Source organism: Lentibacillus songyuanensis, from assembly GCF_039548255.1.
GTDB classification, from domain to species: Bacteria; Bacillota; Bacilli; order Bacillales; family Amphibacillaceae; genus Lentibacillus_C; species Lentibacillus_C songyuanensis.
This window is the reverse complement of sequence record NZ_JBCLVH010000024.1, coordinates 30,090-49,736: the sequence shown is the minus strand read 5'-3', so window position 1 is coordinate 49,736 and position 19,647 is coordinate 30,090. Positions and strand designations below refer to the sequence as shown.

Below are 19,647 nucleotides of genomic sequence, written 5' to 3'. Positions count from 1 at the left end.
ACTGCCTAAAGCTGCATGTCGGCTACGGCAATGAGATTCGTAGAGTGATGAAACATATCATTCGAAGTGCCCAGCCCCTAAGGATATTAGGGTGAAGATATAGTCTATTCTGTGATTGAAAAACACAGTGGCAAAGCAAGCCAACCAACAACCACAAGGAGTATTGCAACTTCTACAATAATTATGTATTATTTGGATGAGGCTCTAGTTATACTAGGGTCTCTTCTTATAAACGTATATATGGTTATTAGTAGGGAGGGAGAAAAGTGAATAAACCGATTATTTTAGATAGTGCTGTCTGTAGAATTGGTGAAGATACGAAAATATTTAATTATGACTATAGTTTAGATATGAATGTCGTAAAGACGGGTTCAGTTATAACCCCCTTTATTGACTATGGTGGAATCTCCAACGAGATGGTTACCAAAACGAAAGTAGAAAGAGAACGAGATGATGAAGATTTTAATTATAACGAATTATTCTCCAAAACTGAGGTGCATAGGGAAAGGGACGATGAGAACAACTTATTTTTGGAATTAGAATCAAAAACATTCGTAGAAAGAGAACGAGACGATGATAGTTTTAATTATAACGAATAAAGATGATGTGACGGTTGATTTTGTAGTTAAAGAACTTCAAAGAAGGAATTTGATCTATTATAGATTGAATACCGAGGACATACCCAATAAAGTTAGTATATCCTTTGACTTTGATAATAATAAGTTTGAAATATTTGATAAGGCAAAGAAACAAAGATACTCGCTATTAAATTTTAATTCTGTATATTATAGGAGACCCCAATTAAATAACTTTGATTTTATTGAAAAGCTAAGTACTTATGAGATTAATTATTTAAAGGGTGAGCTAAATTTTATTCTCGAAGGTATATATAAATTGCTTGAAGATAAATATTGGCTGAATAATGTTTATAGAGTTAGAGAGGCAGAGAATAAAATTTATCAGCTTCAATTGGCCAAAGAAATTGGTTTCTGTATCCCAAATTCACTAATTTCTAATCAATATAATACTTTAGTTAAATTTTATGAGAAAAGCGATAATAATTGTATTATTAAACCTATAAAGAGTGGATATATGCCAAACGATAGGGGTTCACAAGCTATATTTACAACAAAGGTTGAAGAAAGTATTTTTAATAATCCCGTTAGGGTTGAATCCTTTCCTTTGTACTCACAAAGGAACATTCCAAAGAAATTTGATATAAGGGTGACGGTAATTGGTCAAAAAGCATTTGCTGCTGAAATACATTCACAGATAAACGAAGATTCATCGATTGATTGGAGGAGGGGACTAAAGCCACTCGAACATTATGAACACAAATTGCCAATTGACATTAAAAGAAAATGTATTGAACTTACTCATAAGTTGGAACTAAACTATTCAGCCATAGATTTAATTTATACCGATGAGGATGAGTATATTTTTCTGGAGGTAAATCCCAACGGACAATGGGCATGGATTGAAAAAAGGTTACATTTCCCATTAAGTATGGAAATAGTAAATCTACTAGAAAATGGTGGTTAGGTTTGTGTTATAAGTGATTAAAGAGTTAGTTAAAAATATACGTGAAATTATATGGCCATTGTTAGAACCTATTGAAGAGCATGATATTTTACAAATAGGAGAGGAAGACTATGACTGGGAAGAAGAGGATTTGGACTTAATGTTGGAGTACGCTAACAAATACTATGAAAGTGAAGAAGAAAGGAAGAAGGATGTAGAATCAAAATCCACAATTTTTATTGGTACATTTGGAGTTACTGCAACCATTTTAATATATTTGTCGAAAGATCTGGTTTTAAATAATTCTGTTATTCAATCTCCTTTTATGATAATATTAGTCTTCCTTATGACTTTATCTATAATTTATTTGTGCAGAGCTATATGGTTTTCTATAAAAGCATTACAACGCCAAAATTATGATAGACTCTCTTTTCCACAGTTTATGTTGGAAAACAATGTGAATAAAAAGAAAAGGTTAATAGTAAAACTTTATAACTGCACAAAAAATAATTCTGAGACGATTAACTTAAAAGTAGATTTTATGACGATGGCTCAAGAATATTTTAAAAGGGTAGTAGTCCTCGTTGCGTTATTCTCTATTTTGGTTTTCGGAAGGTATCTCCTTTTATATAAAACAGTACCAAATAATATTTTTAGTACACTGAGCGATATTACTATAGGACAATATATATTTACTGCAATATTAGGTGCAATTATATTATTGTATCTCCTGATTATTATAATGTTCTATAAACTTTTTAAAAGATAAAATTAATGATCAGTAAATGGGACGGTGGGACAGGTTCATCGACTCCCTTAGTTTTCTATTTGTTAAATTTAAAACCGAAAGTGTTACCCAATGTTTTTTTAAAGGGTCAGACCCCCACTGCTTTCGCCATAATAACAAATATCGGCTTAAGCTGCCAAAAAATATTTTGACAGCTTAAAAGCTCCTTATCAATTATTAAACAGTGTGTTATCACGTGTCAAAAGGGAGTCAGCAAATGCAACGACACTTTTGGCGATTGCCTTCACATCGTAAAAAGTTTCAGGGCCATTAGGGTTTATCTCCATCAAGTGCAATTCCTTGTTATAATCAATCCCTATCACAAGCGCTACCTCTGATACTTTACCATATATCTTTTTCAAAGCCGAAGCAGCTCTTTTTGACAAATTTTTTATTTCCGTTTCAAGTTCCGCAGCAGCTTCCTCATAATTAATCTGTAGGAATGTTGTAAGTTCTTCCCGATTTTTCTCCTTTGCCCCATCGTGCGTTTCTGAATAACAGCTAACATAATCCCATTCATGATCTTTATTTAGCATATGATGCATATGAATGACAAAGGGTGCGCCGGTTGAATCGAACGATCTGTCATCTTCTTGTACAATAAAACGTTTCTTTTTTATCAGGTCCTTTAGTGTGTTCAATAAAGGAAATTCGTTGTATTCTCGTACAGTTTTACCTTTTGTTACAACATACTTTCCATCCGGGCGTTTTTCAATATACTGTGTTTCGTTTATCAAAGAACCTATTTCCGGTTTTAATAGAACTTTTTCATACTGCTCGATGAATCGAAATATGTCTCTTGTTCGAGCAACCTTTTGAAAAGGGGATAGAAGATCTTGCATGTCCTCTACGGCTTGAAGCCTCTCGTATATTTCAGAACGAGTGTGTGAATGGGTTGCCCATTCATTTGTAAATGGAATTTCTTCTAACTCTTCATATATCCATTTCGCATTTGCGTCACCTCGAAGCTTGATTCTGTCAAATATGACATCCGGATACGCTACTATTTTTGGTATCCATTCTCCCTCTTCGTAAAAATAACCCTTGATTAACATTTCGTCGTAATCAATATCCTGAGGTGTGAAGGAATAAAGTTGTATATTTTCCTTTTCAGCCGCTTGTGCCAACTCAATTGCAAGTTTGTCACTTACTATTTGTCCAGTCAGTATCCCAATCGTTGGTCGGTTCGTTGTCTCGCGAAAAGGCACTGTTGAATTTTTTGCTTGGAACATGTTAGTACTAGCTTTTCTAACGTTCTCAGTATGGACGATGCCATTCTTTGCGATGTATTTAGCATATGCAATGGTGTTTACCGCTCTTTTTTCTTCGTGATATGCCGTTTGTGGTCCATTGTTCGCTTCGTGCATCCAGTATCTTCCGTTCTCATCAATTGCAAAGTCGAGGCCAAGTTCATCTAGAGCAAGATCATGTAGCTTATCAAGATGTTGAGCGACTTCTATCGATAAACGAAGGATGTCTTGCTCGTATGTTGCACCGGTCTTGCCATATTCCTGTTCCAAAAAGGTGTGGAAGTCTTCAACTTTACCACCAGTTGAAACATTACTTAAGTTACTATTTTTATTTCCTACACTAGGGTAAATGTGCGTTAATACCCATTTACCTTCACCGTTTTTTTGCACATGGGCTCTGATATGATAGGGTTCATTGTCCTTTGTTCTCGTATGAATGTATCGCTGGACAATGTAGCTCCCACTATTTCTTAATATAACTGTCTGTAACCATTTATGGAAAGCCTCTTGATTAAAAACATGTTCTTTTTTATGTTCCAGTATCACATACCGGTTTCCCTTTTTCGTGACAAAAAAGATATTCTCGCCCCGGTTACTTGACAGTGCTTTAAAGACAACCTTGTTATTATTTTCTAGAAAGTCATGTATTTCTGTTGTATTACGACAAAGCCGGAAAGGAACGAGAAGCTTGGCGTACTTACGGTATTGTACCATTCGTTTTGGTAGGTAAAATTTATTTCCTACATGAAAGTTAGTAAACGGGATGATTCTTCGTAGTTTTCTCTCAATATGCGAACGTTTTCCTGCGCCTACATTATTAATGACATCAGGAAAAGGTGCGGTAATTCGTTGCCATTTCCCATTCACGCATACATCAGCGGCGACTTCATTTTTATCAAAATCCACGTCATTGGATGTTAAGAACAGTAGTTGCACATTCTGCTTTTCGCTTTCCTGGACTAGTGCATTTACACGCGGTTCTGGGTAAAAATCACGTGGATTGGCAAAGGATGCAAATACACCAATAGAGTATCTTTTGTTTTTGTTTTGATCGCCAAAATCCCTGTCTATCACGTTACACATTTTCTGTATAAGTGGTTGAAAAGAAAACTGAAGTATTTCACTGATCTTGATAAGATTTCCCTTTTCAAGTAGTTGGGCGATTTCAAGTAAATATGTCTCCATCCTGTTTTTCTGTTCGGGAAACGTTGTATTATTTAACGTTGGGATCAGATTACTAACCGACCCAAAGCCGTCAACGATGGAGCTGAAGATAAATACACTTTGTTTTATTTCCTTGTCTTTAATAAGTTTATGAAAATGTTCTGTAGCTTCAAGCAATGTATGAAAAATATTCGTTACTTGTATAAGTTCTTTGTCAGATAATGTGGTCATATGTAAATTCTCCTAAATATGATGTTGTCTATATAGTTATTATCGGTTATCAGGCGGGCAGATTGAAGTGGTTAGAGGAAAATGGCGACAGTTAGGATAATGGGCCAGCACTCCATTAATTTCGACAACCGGAAATAAAATTACAGCTGGAAGGATACATACTATTGATTATTAACCAATGGTATGTTACCATTGGTGATGAAATTAAGAAGAGGTGATTAATAATTATGGCAAGAGTATTTAAACCAAAGAAAGCTATTTTTGTGCCTGCTTCAGGTGGACACCCTAAAAACGCCGAATATCGAATTGCATGGGGAACTGAGCAATGGAATAAGCAAGTAAATGTTTCCAAAGTGCAAATGGTCTACAATGGAACGGTGGCAGGAATGTTGAGTCCCTCATTTCCAGATGAAACGTTAGATGAACAGGCTGTAATTTTTGCTTTACATCTATTAAAAGATAACAAATATGGGACAAACTCTAATACCATAAAAGATGTTTTGATTTTAAAACATATTGAAAGCAAGGATAACATCAACTCAGTAATTGATAAGGTGGAAGATGATATTAATGATATGACAATTGATATCTTTGGTTCAAAGAGAAACCCAATCCCAGTGATTGTCCACACTGAGTTACGCAAACAATTCAAATGTGAGGATTCAACTTATGCTTTTCTATTCAGAGTAGAGGTTACTCCAACCCGTTAAGTCAACAGGGTGAGAGGTGTTCCTTTTTTTAGAGCGAAAAAGGGGGATATCCAGCATTGCGGGTGACTACGGGTCGAATCCCATAGCTAAGGGTGTTTAGTCTGATAACTAATTGAAAGAAAACCGGGTCAATTGCTTGAACGGTAGTCATTTATTTAAGAAGTAGTCAGTATTTATTAATATAATTGACTAATATGATGACAAATACTATCGGACAGGAACAAGAATGAAGTAATGATTCCATCGTTTTGAAAATAAAGGAGAGAAAAGATGATATATCGTGGTAGGATTCTTATAGCAGATGAAGCAATAGAGTTTTACAAGAAAACGAATTTATCTTTAGCCTGGAAAGTAAAGGCTAGTTGGAATAGTGAAAGCCAATCGCTCATAGTCGATTGTGAACCATCAAATTTAAGTTTTAATTGGTCTTGGCGAGAAATTAATAGAATTCTAAATCTGGGGACTGATGTTAAGCCATCTTTTGCTTCTGAAGTTAGAAAAAAGGAGCTCAAGTTATAAGTTGGGTTCCTTTTGTTAAATTATAGGGGTTCTTTAACATATGGTTTAATTTAATGTTACATGGAAAGGTGAGATTTTGCAAAACTCCCTTTTTTTAGTAAAGTCTGTATTGCGGCTACCCCCGTTTCAACAACTGTCCGTCCAAATTATGATAATTTTCTTCACCAAATTTGTTACTTATGTAGTTTTCGATTTCAGCAAAACTACTGTCTGTACTTCTGTTGTCTGATAAATGTTAGAATTTGATGGATCGGGATGCGTATTTTTAGCATTAAGAATAGCGGATTTTGCAATTGCTTCCATTAAAACTTCCGCATTATTCGTGGTGATGTCAGTTACGTTCCCTTGTGTTGGTGTACCCATTTATCAAAGGAAGAAGGCGTTAAATCATATTCCTTGATGATTTCAGCTCGTGGCTTTCCAGATTCATGTAGCTGTACGATTTGTTCTTTCAATTCGTGTGAAAAAGTTCTTCTTTGCCTTTTGGTCATTTTCGATTCTCCTCCGACTACGTTGAATCAAGTCTATATGACCTTAACTAATCTGTCCAACTAAGTGTAACCGATTCAAGAGTGTTCGATTAGGTAGATTAATAACTTAAGTAACCTTACAACTGCACATTAACCGGTATCTGCTTTCAAATGGAATTCCCGACAAAAAGAATGATCACGATTTCGGACACCCACTCATACTTTATCCCTAGATCAATAGGTTCATTGTCATTATAAGAATTTAGAATTATCATTTACCTAATGACAATGGACTTTTTTCGTGTGCAAAGAAATGGGGTGATATGGTGGATACGGTAATTAAAGTGGAAAAGGATCCGATTAAGCAAGCGGTTTCAACTTTGAAACAATCTACCCAAGCTGTTGAGTCCTCCTTTCCTGAGGAGATGGAAGGCAAAAATCAGCTTGATCTGTTGAAGCAGCTGATGGAATTGAATGAAACGTATGCGGATATCTTGAAGTCATATCAAACTTTATTACTGCAGCATATTCAGATAACAGAGGATTCAGTTGCCTCATTCATTGAAATGGATGAAACGCTCGCAAACTATCTGTCCTTTTTGGAGTAACTGTTAAGAAATGGAATGTTCATTGAAGCAAATCGTTCACATTCGGGAGGGATGGAATGAAAACGTTAGATGTTGCCAGTTTGCACGACGTTATCGAAGCAACGAAAAAAGAGATAACGAATGTCACTGACAAGCTGACTGATGTGCAAACGGGTGTGCAGGGCATTATTGATCTGCAATACAGTTTAAAAGGAAAGACAGGGGATTCCATTCGATCCTTTTACGAATCCATCCATGAACCTTTTCTTATTTATTTGTGTGAATCACTAAGCAGTTATGCGGAAATCTTAGATCAGGTACAATCCGCTGTATCTGACTATGAAGGAAATGATCAAGGATTTGTAGAAGAGGAATTTTTGGATGTTGATGTGCAAAATGGCTTCGATAAGGTGGAAAAAATAGCGGGGGAGCTGGTTGATGAAGCAAATGCGATCCTCAGCAGCATTTCGGATCTGGTCTCGATTCCGGCTATTGACATGGAAGAGCTCGGGTCAGCCGTACAACAAGGAAAAAATAAAGGGAAAAACCAAATTGACCAGCTTCATGAACTGGATAACGACCAAATAAAGACATTAAGCCAGGTGGGTGAGGATCAACAGGTATTGAAGCAATAATAAATGAGATGTCTCGCACCTTTAAACAAGGCCCCTCCATCACAACCTTTGATGCCCTAACCGCATTGAAGCTGCCGACGCTCTCCACTATTTTAAAAGAAGTATACGGAGAGCCTAAGCCACTGGAAGAAGCAGATGATAGCTGGTGGGATAAGACAAAGGAAGGCACGGCCAATGCCGCGAAAGGTGTCTACCATCAGGCAAAAGGCACTGTAACTGGGTATGTCGATGTGGGAGTAGATACAGTGGGAGGGCTGTGGAATACAGTCAGGCATCCGATTGATACGGGAGAATCGATGGTGCGCATGGCAATTCACCCCATCGACACTTCCAAATATATTGGAGGTGCGATAAAAGATTCCTTCGTGCGCGATATGATTAATGGGGATGCCGAAAGCCGTGCGCACTGGACAGCATACGCAAAAGGAACGATTCTCACAACGGTATTTGGTACAAAAGGCACTGGAGCGGTAACCAAGACTGGGGTAGCAACCACGAAAGCAGGGGCAAAAACGGTTGCAGAAACGGCTGCTAAAAGTACAGACTTATCTCGGTTTTTACCTTATGCACCGCAACATCAGTTGGCAACGAATGGGGTTCATGTGCCGTATAATGTGTTTGACGGGTGGAATTTGCGGGATCAGGTGGTATTGAAGGCGGAAAGGGCGGAAGGGTTAGGGAAAAGTTTAAGTAGTGGTAAAATTGATTACGATTTAGCTAAGGATTATATTAGAGTTGTAGAGTATAAAACAGGATTAAATCTCGATAAAAGACAAATAAAGCTATTAAAAGCTGCTTTAAGGGAAAATAAGTATAAAAAAATGACGCCTTTAGAAACGTTAAAACATAGAAGTAAATTTAACAGTATGAAAAATAAACTGATTAGTGAATGGGAAGTACAAACAGGGCAAAAATGGCCAAGATATACTGAGGAAGTTTATGATAAAAGAGGTAGAGTAGTAAGGGATATTGGGCAACCTTATGATGCGCATCATATTATAGAGAATAATTTTGGTGGTCCTCATGAATGGTGGAATATACATCCTGCTAGATTCCCTGATGAACACCAATTGGGGATTCATGGTAAAGAGTCACCATCAAATAAATTATTTCCAAGGAGGTAGTTTTAATGGCTACATTTGATTTTATAAAAAAGAGCCCTCATACGTTTTATAAACTACAAGAAAATGAACTTATTAATGCGGAGGAGAGACTTGGATATTCATTTCCTAATGAACTTAGAGATTTTTACTTGGAAGTTGGCTATGGTTTTATAAAAGGAAATAATGTGGATGCAATAAATAGAATAATGGATCCAGATACAATAGCAGATATTACATTAAGAGAAGGTATTTACGAGTTTGACCCAGATTTAGAGGGGATATACGCGGAAGAAGATAAATTGGTTTTTTATGAAGTAAACGAGGGTGTATATTTAACACTTGATTTGAATATGCTTCAACAAACTCCTGTATATTTTTTTGAGACTCAAATAGCTGATTCACTGGAGGAGTTCATACGAAAAATTGATCAGGATACTGAATACTTTATGGATATGGTTGATTAATACCCTATATATAGATCAAATAGCAGCAGTCCCTCAGCGCCTATTGACAGTGATATTTCAATACTTTAATTTTGGTTTAAAGTACCGTGTGTCTTTGTCACTCCCTCTTTCATGTCCTATATTGTCGAATGACAGGCTTGGTTATGGTCAGTGGTGTTTCAACAGGGTGTTAGTCTGTTGTTTGATTACCTTGGTATATATTAAAAGTTAATCCTTTGTTAACAACAATTTTCTGACTTTTATGGGCGGCACAAAAGCCTGCATTTACCCATATGACCCAGATGGTAACGCTATTTGCTTGGATACAAAGGAACCCTATTATGAAAAAATATATTATTGGGATCATGAACAAGAACCGGACAACCCTAATAATATGATCAATATGTACTTTCTAGCGAACGATATTAATGAATTCCTTGATAAGTTATATGAAGACGATGAGGACTAAGATGATAAATGGGTAATTGATGAGGCTAGAACATACTAGAAAATGTTCCGGCCTATATTTTCCTTGCTGTATTGCCTAATCGGGAAAGTTACTAGGCATGAAAGTGAGCTATAGTATGGGTTGATGAAGCTCAAAAGATATTGAAGCAATATATAAATGAGAAGTCTCGCACTTTTAAACAAAGCCCCTCCATCACAACTTTTGATGCACTGACCGCATTGAAACTGCCGACACTCTCCACAATTTTAAAAGAAGTATATGGGGAGCCTAAGTCACTGGAAGAAGCAGATGATAGCTGGTGGGATAAGACAAAGGAAGGTACGGTTAATGCCGCGAAGGGTGTCTGCCACCAAGCAAAAGGCACGGTTACTGGTTATGTTGATGTTGGCGTAGATACAGTGGGAGGGCTGTGGAATACAGTCAGGCATCCGATTGATACGGGAGAATCGATGGTGCGCATGGCAATTCACCCCATCGACACTTCCAAATACATCGGAGGTGCGATAAAAGATTCCCTCGTGCGCGATATGATCAATGGTGATGCCGAAAGCCGTGCCCACTGGGTAGCGTATGCAAAGGGCACGATTGCCACAACAGTGTTTGGTACAAAAGGAGCTGGAACGGTAACCAAGACTGGTGTAGCAACCACTAAAGCAGGAGTAAAAGCAGTCGGAGAAACAGCTAGTAAAACCGCCAAAATACAGACTTATCCCGATTTTTCCCTTATGCACCGCAAAATCAGTTGGCGACGAATGGGGGTTATGTTCCGTATAATGTGGTTGACGGGTGGAATTTGCGGGATCAGGTGATATTGAAGGCGGAAGGGTTGTATGGGGGGTTAGGTAAGGGCAATAATGTACCTTCTTTTGGAAAGAAGTCAGTACCCAAAGGGCCTTATAAAGAAATTAGTGGTTTTCCAGTTAAAGTAAAGCCAGGTGCTCAAGAAAAGCACATTCCTCATACTCCAAATTACAAACAAGAAATAGCAAGTGGGAAAAATAAGAGTATCTTCTATGGGGATAATAAAACAGCATAAGAATTGCTTGATAAGTTTGCAGGGGAAGGCGAACTCTTAAAAAATGGTAGAGAAAGAGTAGACTTTGGTGAACCAATTGGCAAATTCTATGATATGAAAACTGGTAAGTATATAGAGACCACTAGAGGAATGATACATTATGGTAAAGAAGGTGCTCACATAGTTCCTTCAAAACCATTAGAACCATAAAAAAGGATGATGAAAGTGGAATATAATTCCTTGATAAGGATTTTAGATGAGTATGGGGGTTGTGAGTTGATAATAGAGTGGGAAAGTGGATTAAAAATTATCGGTAAACCAGACACCCTCTTTGAAACAGATAATGGATTAGTAGAAGATAGTATTAATTATACCGAGTATTATGCAGTTGCATTTCGGGTAAATCATATTTTGTCCCATCCTACCGCTAACGAAGGTAGTGTATATAATTGGTTGAGACAAAATAAAAGTTCATTGGTGGAAATATCTCTTTATGATGATCCACCAACTAAGGTTGCTCTAACTGACGGACAGAGTGTATGGAAGCGGGAAAGTCAAAAATAAAAGATGTTATTTTCACAAAAAACGTGTGGTCAATTTACTTTTAAAATTATTCAAAAAGTTTTATAATTAGTGTATAATAGTCCTGTCTAAATTCCTAGCTACCAGACGGATATTGGATCATTATGTCATAGAGATAGTATAAAAGTCATATATTCATCCGTTAAACACAACATGATGCGCAAAATGATAGGAAGTCATATATCGACGGCTTGGAACCCTCATTATTTTTTGTATTGATATTAACAGTTATCTTGCCGCCGGTTTTCAAATAAGTAAATGGAGGGGTGTTGACATGGCTTGGCTGACACGAAATGGGTTGAATATTCATTATGAATGGACAACATCGGAAAACCCGAATGCAGAGGATACGCTTATTTTGATTCACGCATTGGGAATGGACATGAACTCCTGGAACTTTGCGATTCCCTATCTTCGGAAAAACTACCACATCATGCGGTATGATATTCGTGGGCATGGAAAAACAAGTGCTGGAGAGATGAAAAGAACGGTGGATTTATTTCATGAAGATCTTTTATTTCTTATTGCTAAACTGAATATCCATTCCTATCATATTATCGCACATGGTCTGGGAGGTTTTTTTGGTGTGCAGCTTGCCGCCGGTGGAGATCAGGAGCTAAAGTCACTGATTATGATGAGTGTTTCTTTGCACTATCCTAAACATCTAGGAAATAAAGTAGTCGATCAGCGAAAGGAAGTGACAGCTGATAGGCAAAATATGCTGGAATTAGGACGGAGAGTCATGAATAACGCGTTTTACCCCCCAACGGAGGAAAAAGTGAAGGTTTTGTTGGATTCCTTTGAGCAGGTGTCCCCGGAAGTTTACTTTGAAATTTTTGATACCGATTTATTAGGAATTGGTGTGGACTTATTACGTAAAATAACCACCCCGATTTTACTATTGTCAGGGGCGGAGGATCCGATGTTCCCACCCGAATTGAGTAATGCCAGCTTGTATCTCAATTCGCATGCCAGGCATTATACCGTTCCGCAAGCATCGTTCATGATTCAGATGGATCAGCCAGAAATTATGACCGAGTGGATTCACAGCTTTATTCAAAAAGGAAAAAGTAACAAAACGCATGACATGTTGCCTGTTGATTATCAACACGAACTAACGAAGGAAATGTACGCGGAAATTGATGATATTCTTAATGAGCAGGAATATACGGCACCGACACTGCAGGTGAATGTGATGAACGGGTTTGCTGTCTATATAAATGGGCAACGGATTCATGACGGATGGGGGCAGCGAAAGGCAAAGCAGCTCCTTGTTTATTTGATCTTCCAGCAGTCCACAACCAGAGAAGAGCTTTGCGATATTTTCTGGTCTGAGGTAGATCTGGAGAGTGCTAAAAACAGGTTACGGGTATCTCTTCATCATTTGAAGAAACTATTGAATGCAGACAATGACGAAGCAGACTCTTCATTACTTGGGACGGAGCGGGAACATGTTTTTCTCCAGACCCACGTGCAGTCTGATTTGTTGTTGCATATGAAAGCTATCACAGATGCACATCGTATCGAGTCGTCAGTGGAAAAGGTCCAAGCATATAAGCGATTATTAAAAGATGTAACGGACAACCCAACTCCAGGATTGTATGAGGAATGGTTTCTGCAACTTCGCGATTCGATTGAGGGTGAGTGGGTAGAAATGGCACGATACCTTGCCGACATGCATGAGGGGCAAAAAGAATACGGGGAAGCGATTTATTATATAGAGCTCGCTTTACGTTATCATGTTGGTGCAGGTGAATTGATGGGACAATTGGATCGATTAAAGACAAGTTAAGAATGATGATTACAAAGTGAATTATTTATTTCGCTACCTAGCTACGTGAACTGTGAACTGGAGCTTACTTGCCTAAAATCATAAAAACCTCCATTCATTTACATAATTCCGACAACCAAATGATTATTTACGGCAAAAGTTCCTTATCCTTGTCTGTTTATTTCGGGTGTAAATCATCGTTTTAACAGATCGAGGATAATTTTTACTGTTTTTTTAAATTGCTTCCCTCCTCTGCTTTCCTTTTTATATCTGCATTAACATAATTGTGTTCATTTATCGTTATATTATTGTGATAATTATGTCAGTTTTTTCTTTTTAACATGTAATTGTAATGATGGTGTAATGGTTCTTATGATATCTCTGTAATAGGGGAAGAGGGCAAACATAGAGAAAAGGCATACAAACAAAAAACTGCCAGTCTACCTATAGAAATTTATTATACTTTAGGAGGTAAACATGAGCCATAAGGTATACGAGAAACTTGACCAGGAATGGGTAGATTTGATGTTGGAGGCAAAGAAGGCAGGACTGAATTTAGCTGATGTGCGAGCATTTTTTGTTGAGAACAATAAGAAAGGTATGTATTCTAAGGTGTCATATGAATTATGGCCAAATAACGGTTCTGCACATGGGAAAAAGAATATCTCTGTATAACATATTCCCGGTACAAAAGTAGTGGTATGGAGAGACCAAAAAATAATCTGTCGGTGGCAGATCAAATCGTATAGAGATTTGGTCTTTTCTTGTCGTCTAAGAAATTATAAATTTTTTATGCCTGTGGATAAATGGTGGCAGAGGAGAAGTTCAGCTAAGATCGCGACGTCCTGTCGCAACGCTGAACTGACCTGCATCCTGTAGCTCTTCGTCCGGCTCCAGCGCTAAAGCCAAGCAAGCTTCACACTTCTCCATGCAGATCAAGTCAACATCGGTTCAGGGGACAGGACGTGCCGAACATAGTCGGCGTTCCTTCGTCCGGGTGCTTTCGCCGTTGTTTTGTACTATATCCCTATTTAATTGAGACGACTAGGCACCAATGTGTGCATCGATGTACCTGTAAAGTATCAAAAACACGCATTTATTCCTAAAATAGGGATAAATTTTTCACTAACTCCATTTAAATGGCTGTATCGCTTGTATAATGTTATTTCCCATTCCTATCGCTTAAATACGCATGTAGGAGAGTATCGGGACTTTTGATACAATTAAGAATAGTTGTCAATCGTGAAATCCTTATCAAACAGGCTGTGACGATGATGATTGTTTGAACAAGTGAAAGAAAAGTAGGGGCAATTAAGGGACAACTATTACACAAATGAAGGGAGTTTTTTTTATCTTTGCTAAACGCAATTTTAAATTTAGTATGACAGTTTTTGCACTGCTTCTTATGCTGTCAATGCTCTTAGCTGCATGCGGGGGAAACGATGAAAAGGAAGAAGGTACTGGCGACTCGAATACGAATGATGCTGAAGCAAGCGAATCGCTCGAACTAGGTCAGGAAACGTTAACGATACCTTATGTGGCATGGGCAAGAGAAACAATTAGTACACATATGCTGGCTGCACTACTCGAGGAAGTTGGCTATAATGTTAAACTGAGCCAAGTGGAGGCCGGTCCGATGTTTACCAGTGTTGCCGATGGTTCAGCCGATTTCCATACATCTGCATGGCTGCCGGCTACGCATGCTTCATACTGGGAAAAATATGAAGATGATCTTGTGAAAGTAAACCAAGTGCTTGATAAGGCGCCATTGGCATTGACGGTGCCAAGTTACATGGAAGATGTCAACTCTATTGAGGATTTGAAAGATAATAAGGAGCTTGGGGATTCCGTTGACTGGAAGGTTATTGGAATCGATCCGGGCGCCGGGATTATGGAAAATACCGAAAAAGCATTTGATGAATATGGCTTGGATAATTGGGAGCTGACGACAAGCTCAGAAGCGGCGATGCTTGCTGAACTGCAGGCAGCCATGGAAAATGAAGAGCCAATTATCGTGCCGCTTTGGAAACCCCATTGGGCATTTGGAGCGATGGATTTGAAAATGCTCGATGATCCCAAAGAAGTTTACGGCGGAGATGGCGACCAGATTTACACGGTAGCCCGCAAAGGTTTGGAAGAAGATGCCCCAAGAGCGTACAAAGTATTGGAGCAATATGAAGAGAATTATGACATGATTGAAGAAATGATGCCTCCAGTTTATGTGGATGATAAAGATCCAGCTGATGTGGTCAGAGAATACATGGAAGATAATCCGGATCAAGTTGATGAATGGCTTGACGGCATACCAACTGAATAAAGAAGAATGGAGCAAGGATGTTGGACATTCTTGCTCCATTTTTAATAGCAGAAAGTGTGACACGCAGTGTAAAAGATATCAGTGAAGCCTTTCTAGACCAATCTTAGCTACCACAAATGAAGCTGTACAACATATTTTTAAAAAAAGTTAAATTGCCTATTGACACGTTCTTTATAATGAACTATTATAATCTATAACGATCGGGAATAAAGTCCCGAAATATAGAATAATAAAAAGATGCATATACGACTTTTTGACCTGTCTCTTCTCTATGGATAATTTTTGAAAAGACAACCATCCATGCACATGCACGTGCGACCAGCCGGTTAAGGAAAAGGTTTTGCCTTATCGTTCGTTATATTGAACAAAAGGGTGTAAAAGTGAATGTATTCCCATTTCAAAACGAAATTAGGTGTCTCATATGATGAAAGAAAACCAGGATAATTTCATTAAAAATATGAAGGGCAGGGAAATTAGCTTAAAGGAGTACTATGTCGTCGTCAAAAAACGTCTATGGCTGATTGCTCTTATTACTGTCATTACAACTGTTGCTGCATATTTTTACAGCAATTGGCATAATACACCGCTTTATCAGACATCGACAAGGGTCGTTATTGACTCGGACAGTGGGAATATGAAGACATTAATGGTTATGATTAAAGATCCAATTATTATGGAGAATGTGAAAAACGAATTACAGCTGACCCGCTCGGCTGATCAACTGGCTGAGCAAATTGGTGTCGAGCAGCTCGATGAATCACAGGTTGTTAAGATTTCGGTTACGGATGATAATCCCGAAATGGCGGTGCAGATTGCGAATACAACAGCGGAAACCTTTAAGCGGGAGATTGTGCATATTTTAAATTTTCGTGATGTCCAATTACTTTCAGACGCCAAAGAAAACCCATATCCAATTAATAGTACACAAAACCGAACGATTATCATTGCCGTTATTTTTGGCGTGATCACCGGCATTGGTTTGGTATTTTTGCTCGATTCACTCGATGGAAAGATACGGGAAGAACGAGAAGCGGAAGATATTTTAGGCGCACCTGTTCTGGGGTTCGTTTCTAATATGACGAAGAAAAAGGCAACGAAGAAAAAGGTGAAAAAGCGTGAACAGGTAGTAGCATTAGGGGGTGAGGCAGTTGATCTCAAAAAGAAAAAGGCAGAGGGCTACTAGTATAAAAGGGCATCTTGTTACCTATTCCAACCCGGATTCAGTTGTTTCTGATGAATTTCGGGCAATCCGCACTAACATTAATTTTTTGACCGAAGAAAGGCGGAATCGAACGTTTATTATTACATCACCGGAGATCGGGGAAGGGAAATCAACGATTACGGCAAATTTAGCTGTTTCGATGGCCCAACAAAAAGAACGAATCCTTTTAATTGATGCAAATCTAAGGGGTCCTGTTATACACGATATATTTAAAATCCCGAATGAGGTTGGGTTAACGGATATCCTTTCCGGTAAGGTCCATATGGAAAGTGCAGTCCAGAAAGCGTCAATTCGTCACCTGGAAGTTCTGACAAGTGGTGCGATTACCGCTAATCCTGCTGAGATCTTGGGAAATGTGTATATGAATGACTTACTAACATCCGTTGCCGCTACCTATGATGTGGTGTTAATTGATTCTCCACCGGTCCTAACGTCGACGGAAACAAGGGTGCTGGCAAACCAGTGTGATGGTGTCATTATTGTCTTGAAACGGGGTAAAACCGAATTGGAAAAAACAACGGAAGCAAGTCGTGTGTTAAAGCTTGCCCGGGCAAAGTTGGTTGGTTCGATTATGAACGAAAAATAGTTCCCGGTTATTTTTTTTAAACTTGTTGTTCGTTATTAGGAATATTATGTACGCTAAAAAGGTTTTTTCTTATGCCGCGAGCTTTTTTTTAGGAGTGAGTCTATGAAATTAAAATATTGGATTGAATGCCGTATATTACGAAAACACCGTTACAGCTATTATGATGACCGTTGCATTGTTTGCGGCAAAAAGTCGAAACGGGCGGTATAACATGTATCGCAAAACTAAAATACGTAGCAGTTAAATAAAGAGCAACATAAAATCTGGTGATGTCTGCTTACCAATAGCAATGCAGGCACTCGGTCATGCTGTGGGTTGAAAGAAACCTTAGACGCGCTCGTTGTCGAAAGTGTGATGTGAGGGTGGGTTTGATGCCCGTATACATAATTTTGTTCCTAAATTCAATTGAGAAAGGGGGGAGCACATGACCTACCATCAACGGTTATCGTTATTTATCATTTTTGATTCAGGCATTGTATTAACAGCTATTTTTATTAGTCAATTCCTGGTAACCGCGGCTTTATACACTTTCACCTGGCCAATAATCATCAGTTCCGCTGTTATTTTACTAAGCTATTATTTCTTTTCTCTTAAACTGAAGCTTTATAAAAAGGCCTGGGAATATGCGAGTGTTGGAGAATTAGTCATCATTTTCCAAGTCGTTACCTGTTCCATTTTGCCTGTTTTAGTCGTTCAACAGTTTTTCTTCCAGGATGTATTGTTGCGACTGCTTACGGTCACATGGCTGCTTGAAATGATGCTGATCGGCGGGTCACGCTTTATGTGGCGGCTGTACCGCGATTTTGTTCTGCTAAAACCAATAAACAAAAAACGAACACTCGTCATTGGCGCTGGATCAGCTGGAACAATGGTAGCGAGACAACTTTTAAAGAACAAGGATAGCGATCTGATTCCAGTGGCGTTTATTGATGACGATATAAAAAAGCAGCAGCTGGATATCCTAGGCATCCCGGTCACTGGCGGGGTCAAACAAATTGCATATGCAGTCAGGGAACTAGCGATTGAAAACATTATTATTACTATCCCATCGTTAAGCAGGAGAGAACTAAATATTATTTTTCAGGAATGTGCCAAAACGAAAGCCAAAACAAAAATTATGCCGATGCTGGAGGATTTGGTGACTGGAAAAGTAGCGGTTAGCGAGTTTCGCGATGTACGGGTGGAAGACCTGCTGGGCAGGGCTCCGGTTGATATGGATATCGAAAGCATCTCGGAATATGTGACCGGAAAAGTAGTGCTTGTGACTGGTGCAGGTGGTTCGATTGGCTCGGAAATATCCCGTCAGCTTGCGAACTTTCAGCCGCGGCAGCTTATTTTGCTTGGTCATGGAGAGAACAGCCTTTATTCGATTGAATTGGAGTTAAAGGAGCGTTTTAGCAAAAGCCACATTAACGTTGTTGTAGAGATTGCGGATATCCAGGATGCCGAAAAAATGATGCGGCTTATGGAAAAATACCAGCCTGAAGTTGTGTACCATGCCGCAGCACATAAACATGTTCCATTGATGGAGCGCAACCCGGAAGAAGCGGTGAAAAATAATATGATTGGTACGCTAAACATTGCCCGTGCAGCCGATTGGAATTATGTGCAAACGTTTGTCATGATTTCAACAGATAAAGCAGTTAATCCGACAAGTGTGATGGGTGCATCGAAAAAACTGGCCGAAATGATTGTCCAAGGCATGAATCAAACCAGTAAGACGAAATTTGTCGCGGTACGGTTTGGCAATGTCCTGGGAAGCAGGGGTAGTGTGATCCCGCTATTTAAAAAACAAATTGCTAAAGGTGGTCCAGTAACCGTAACACACCCCGAAATGGTGCGCTATTTTATGACGATTCCGGAAGCGTCCCGGCTGGTTATCCAAGCTGGCGCATTGGCGAATGGTGGTGAGGTGTTTGTTTTGGATATGGGCGATCCGGTAAAGATTGTGGATCTGGCGAAAAATCTAATCAAATTATCCGGCTATTCCCTTGACGAAATTGGCCTGGAGTTCACGGGTATCAGGCCGGGGGAAAAGCTTTTTGAAGAGCTGTTAAAAGATGATGAAGTTCATGACCAGCAGATTTATCCCAAAATTTACGTTGGAAAAATGACAACGCTTTATTCACAAGAGATCGATGACATAATCGAAACCTTTATGGTAATGGATCGCGATACGCTAAGGGAAAAAATGATTGACCTGGCAAATCGGAAGCCCGCAAATAAAGCAATGTCAGCTGTTCCGATATCAAGTTAGAAAAAGAG

19 protein-coding genes and 2 pseudogenes are annotated in these 19,647 nt (G+C 38.7%); 19 read left to right on the top strand and 2 right to left on the bottom strand.

The features are described 5' to 3' along the window. Positions 1-266: 266 nt before the first annotated feature. From WMZ97_RS18175 to WMZ97_RS18165, 3 genes are read left to right on the top strand one after another with little or no spacing between them, the layout of a single operon-like run. On the top strand, positions 267-599 hold the full coding sequence (locus WMZ97_RS18175; protein WP_343273512.1) for a hypothetical protein: 333 nt from the start codon (positions 267-269) through the stop codon (positions 597-599). Continuing rightward, positions 574-1,542 (top strand): MvdC/MvdD family ATP grasp protein, encoded by a 969-nt coding sequence (locus WMZ97_RS18170; RefSeq protein WP_343273511.1) that lies wholly within the window; start codon positions 574-576, stop codon positions 1,540-1,542. The genes WMZ97_RS18175 and WMZ97_RS18170 overlap by 26 nt, the downstream gene beginning before the upstream one ends. A 13-nt stretch (positions 1,543-1,555) precedes the next feature. Further along, complete coding sequence (locus WMZ97_RS18165) at positions 1,556-2,290, top strand: hypothetical protein (protein WP_343273510.1); 735 nt, start codon at positions 1,556-1,558, stop codon at positions 2,288-2,290. 188 nt (positions 2,291-2,478) lie between these two features. Here the strand turns inward: WMZ97_RS18165 and WMZ97_RS18160 are convergent, their stop codons facing one another. Further along, positions 2,479-4,953: a YheC/YheD family protein gene (locus WMZ97_RS18160; RefSeq protein WP_343273509.1), complete on the bottom strand. Its 2,475-nt coding sequence runs from the start codon at positions 4,951-4,953 to the stop codon at positions 2,479-2,481. A 227-nt stretch (positions 4,954-5,180) separates the two neighbouring features. Between WMZ97_RS18160 and WMZ97_RS18155 the strand changes: the two genes are divergently transcribed. Both WMZ97_RS18155 and WMZ97_RS18150 read left to right on the top strand, forming a co-directional pair. Next, positions 5,181-5,663 (top strand): hypothetical protein, encoded by a 483-nt coding sequence (locus WMZ97_RS18155; protein ID WP_343273508.1) that lies wholly within the window; start codon positions 5,181-5,183, stop codon positions 5,661-5,663. A 270-nt stretch (positions 5,664-5,933) separates the two neighbouring features. Continuing rightward, positions 5,934-6,182: a hypothetical protein gene (locus WMZ97_RS18150; RefSeq protein ID WP_343273507.1), complete on the top strand. Its 249-nt coding sequence runs from the start codon at positions 5,934-5,936 to the stop codon at positions 6,180-6,182. 338 nt (positions 6,183-6,520) lie between these two features. Here the strand turns inward: WMZ97_RS18150 and WMZ97_RS18145 are convergent. Next, positions 6,521-6,673 (bottom strand): annotated as a pseudogene (locus WMZ97_RS18145) (transposase); the annotation flags it as partial. A 302-nt stretch (positions 6,674-6,975) separates the two neighbouring features. Here WMZ97_RS18145 and WMZ97_RS18140 point away from each other — a divergent pair. The 14 genes and pseudogenes from WMZ97_RS18140 to WMZ97_RS18080 all read left to right on the top strand — a co-directional run bounded on the left by WMZ97_RS18140 (position 6,976) and on the right by WMZ97_RS18080 (position 19,639). Continuing rightward, positions 6,976-7,260, top strand: a complete 285-nt coding sequence (locus WMZ97_RS18140) for a YwqI/YxiC family protein (protein WP_343273506.1) — start codon at positions 6,976-6,978, stop codon at positions 7,258-7,260. 56 nt (positions 7,261-7,316) lie between these two features. Next, on the top strand, positions 7,317-7,874 hold the full coding sequence (locus tag WMZ97_RS18135; RefSeq protein ID WP_343273505.1) for an LXG domain-containing protein: 558 nt from the start codon (positions 7,317-7,319) through the stop codon (positions 7,872-7,874). Between the two features lie 8 nt (positions 7,875-7,882). Next, the gene (locus tag WMZ97_RS18130) at positions 7,883-8,998 is read left to right on the top strand and encodes a hypothetical protein (protein ID WP_343273504.1); all 1,116 of its coding nucleotides are present in this window, start codon (positions 7,883-7,885) and stop codon (positions 8,996-8,998) included. Positions 8,999-9,003: 5 nt separating this feature from the next. Beyond that, positions 9,004-9,441 (top strand): SMI1/KNR4 family protein, encoded by a 438-nt coding sequence (locus WMZ97_RS18125; protein ID WP_343273503.1) that lies wholly within the window; start codon positions 9,004-9,006, stop codon positions 9,439-9,441. Positions 9,442-9,682: 241 nt separating this feature from the next. Continuing rightward, positions 9,683-9,889, top strand: coding sequence for an SMI1/KNR4 family protein (locus WMZ97_RS21995; RefSeq protein ID WP_405027716.1), 207 nt, complete (start codon positions 9,683-9,685; stop codon positions 9,887-9,889). Positions 9,890-10,107: 218 nt separating this feature from the next. Then, the gene (locus WMZ97_RS18120) at positions 10,108-10,698 is read left to right on the top strand and encodes a hypothetical protein (protein ID WP_343273502.1); all 591 of its coding nucleotides are present in this window, start codon (positions 10,108-10,110) and stop codon (positions 10,696-10,698) included. A 41-nt stretch (positions 10,699-10,739) separates the two neighbouring features. Then, positions 10,740-11,114: pseudogene (locus tag WMZ97_RS18115) on the top strand (polymorphic toxin type 50 domain-containing protein); the annotation flags it as partial. 15 nt (positions 11,115-11,129) lie between these two features. Further along, on the top strand, positions 11,130-11,468 hold the full coding sequence (locus WMZ97_RS18110) for a hypothetical protein (protein ID WP_343273501.1): 339 nt from the start codon (positions 11,130-11,132) through the stop codon (positions 11,466-11,468). A 292-nt stretch (positions 11,469-11,760) separates the two neighbouring features. Beyond that, a complete protein-coding gene (locus tag WMZ97_RS18105) occupies positions 11,761-13,278 on the top strand; it encodes an alpha/beta fold hydrolase (protein ID WP_343273500.1) in 1,518 nt (505 codons plus the stop codon). A 456-nt stretch (positions 13,279-13,734) separates the two neighbouring features. Further along, positions 13,735-13,932 (top strand): anti-repressor SinI family protein, encoded by a 198-nt coding sequence (locus WMZ97_RS21990; RefSeq protein WP_405027715.1) that lies wholly within the window; start codon positions 13,735-13,737, stop codon positions 13,930-13,932. Positions 13,933-14,590: 658 nt separating this feature from the next. Continuing rightward, positions 14,591-15,574 (top strand): glycine betaine ABC transporter substrate-binding protein, encoded by a 984-nt coding sequence (locus tag WMZ97_RS18095; RefSeq protein WP_343273499.1) that lies wholly within the window; start codon positions 14,591-14,593, stop codon positions 15,572-15,574. A gap of 421 nt (positions 15,575-15,995) precedes the next feature. Further along, on the top strand, positions 15,996-16,757 hold the full coding sequence (locus tag WMZ97_RS18090; protein WP_343273498.1) for a YveK family protein: 762 nt from the start codon (positions 15,996-15,998) through the stop codon (positions 16,755-16,757). Beyond that, positions 16,714-17,382: a CpsD/CapB family tyrosine-protein kinase gene (locus tag WMZ97_RS18085; RefSeq protein WP_343273497.1), complete on the top strand. Its 669-nt coding sequence runs from the start codon at positions 16,714-16,716 to the stop codon at positions 17,380-17,382. The genes WMZ97_RS18090 and WMZ97_RS18085 overlap by 44 nt, the downstream gene beginning before the upstream one ends. 424 nt (positions 17,383-17,806) lie before the next feature. Beyond that, entirely contained in the window at positions 17,807-19,639 is a 1,833-nt protein-coding gene (locus WMZ97_RS18080) for a polysaccharide biosynthesis protein (protein WP_343273496.1), read from the top strand. Positions 19,640-19,647 lie beyond the last annotated feature (8 nt).

Bases quoted from the DNA above. Each gene is read 5' to 3' on its own strand.
- WMZ97_RS18160 (WP_343273509.1), bottom strand. From the start codon at position 4,953: ATGACCACATTATCTGACAAAGAACTTATACAAGTAACGAATATTTTT.
- WMZ97_RS21995 (WP_405027716.1), top strand. From the start codon at position 9,683: ATGGGCGGCACAAAAGCCTGCATTTACCCATATGACCCAGATGGTAAC.
- WMZ97_RS18140 (WP_343273506.1), top strand. From the start codon at position 6,976: ATGGTGGATACGGTAATTAAAGTGGAAAAGGATCCGATTAAGCAAGCG.
- WMZ97_RS18125 (WP_343273503.1), top strand. From the start codon at position 9,004: ATGGCTACATTTGATTTTATAAAAAAGAGCCCTCATACGTTTTATAAA.
- WMZ97_RS18080 (WP_343273496.1), top strand. From the start codon at position 17,807: ATGACCTACCATCAACGGTTATCGTTATTTATCATTTTTGATTCAGGC.
- WMZ97_RS21990 (WP_405027715.1), top strand. From the start codon at position 13,735: ATGAGCCATAAGGTATACGAGAAACTTGACCAGGAATGGGTAGATTTG.
- WMZ97_RS18090 (WP_343273498.1), top strand. From the start codon at position 15,996: ATGATGAAAGAAAACCAGGATAATTTCATTAAAAATATGAAGGGCAGG.
- WMZ97_RS18105 (WP_343273500.1), top strand. From the start codon at position 11,761: ATGGCTTGGCTGACACGAAATGGGTTGAATATTCATTATGAATGGACA.
- WMZ97_RS18095 (WP_343273499.1), top strand. From the start codon at position 14,591: ATGAAGGGAGTTTTTTTTATCTTTGCTAAACGCAATTTTAAATTTAGT.
- WMZ97_RS18130 (WP_343273504.1), top strand. From the start codon at position 7,883: ATGTCTCGCACCTTTAAACAAGGCCCCTCCATCACAACCTTTGATGCC.
- WMZ97_RS18135 (WP_343273505.1), top strand. From the start codon at position 7,317: ATGAAAACGTTAGATGTTGCCAGTTTGCACGACGTTATCGAAGCAACG.
- WMZ97_RS18150 (WP_343273507.1), top strand. From the start codon at position 5,934: ATGATATATCGTGGTAGGATTCTTATAGCAGATGAAGCAATAGAGTTT.
- WMZ97_RS18170 (WP_343273511.1), top strand. From the start codon at position 574: ATGATAGTTTTAATTATAACGAATAAAGATGATGTGACGGTTGATTTT.
- WMZ97_RS18155 (WP_343273508.1), top strand. From the start codon at position 5,181: ATGGCAAGAGTATTTAAACCAAAGAAAGCTATTTTTGTGCCTGCTTCA.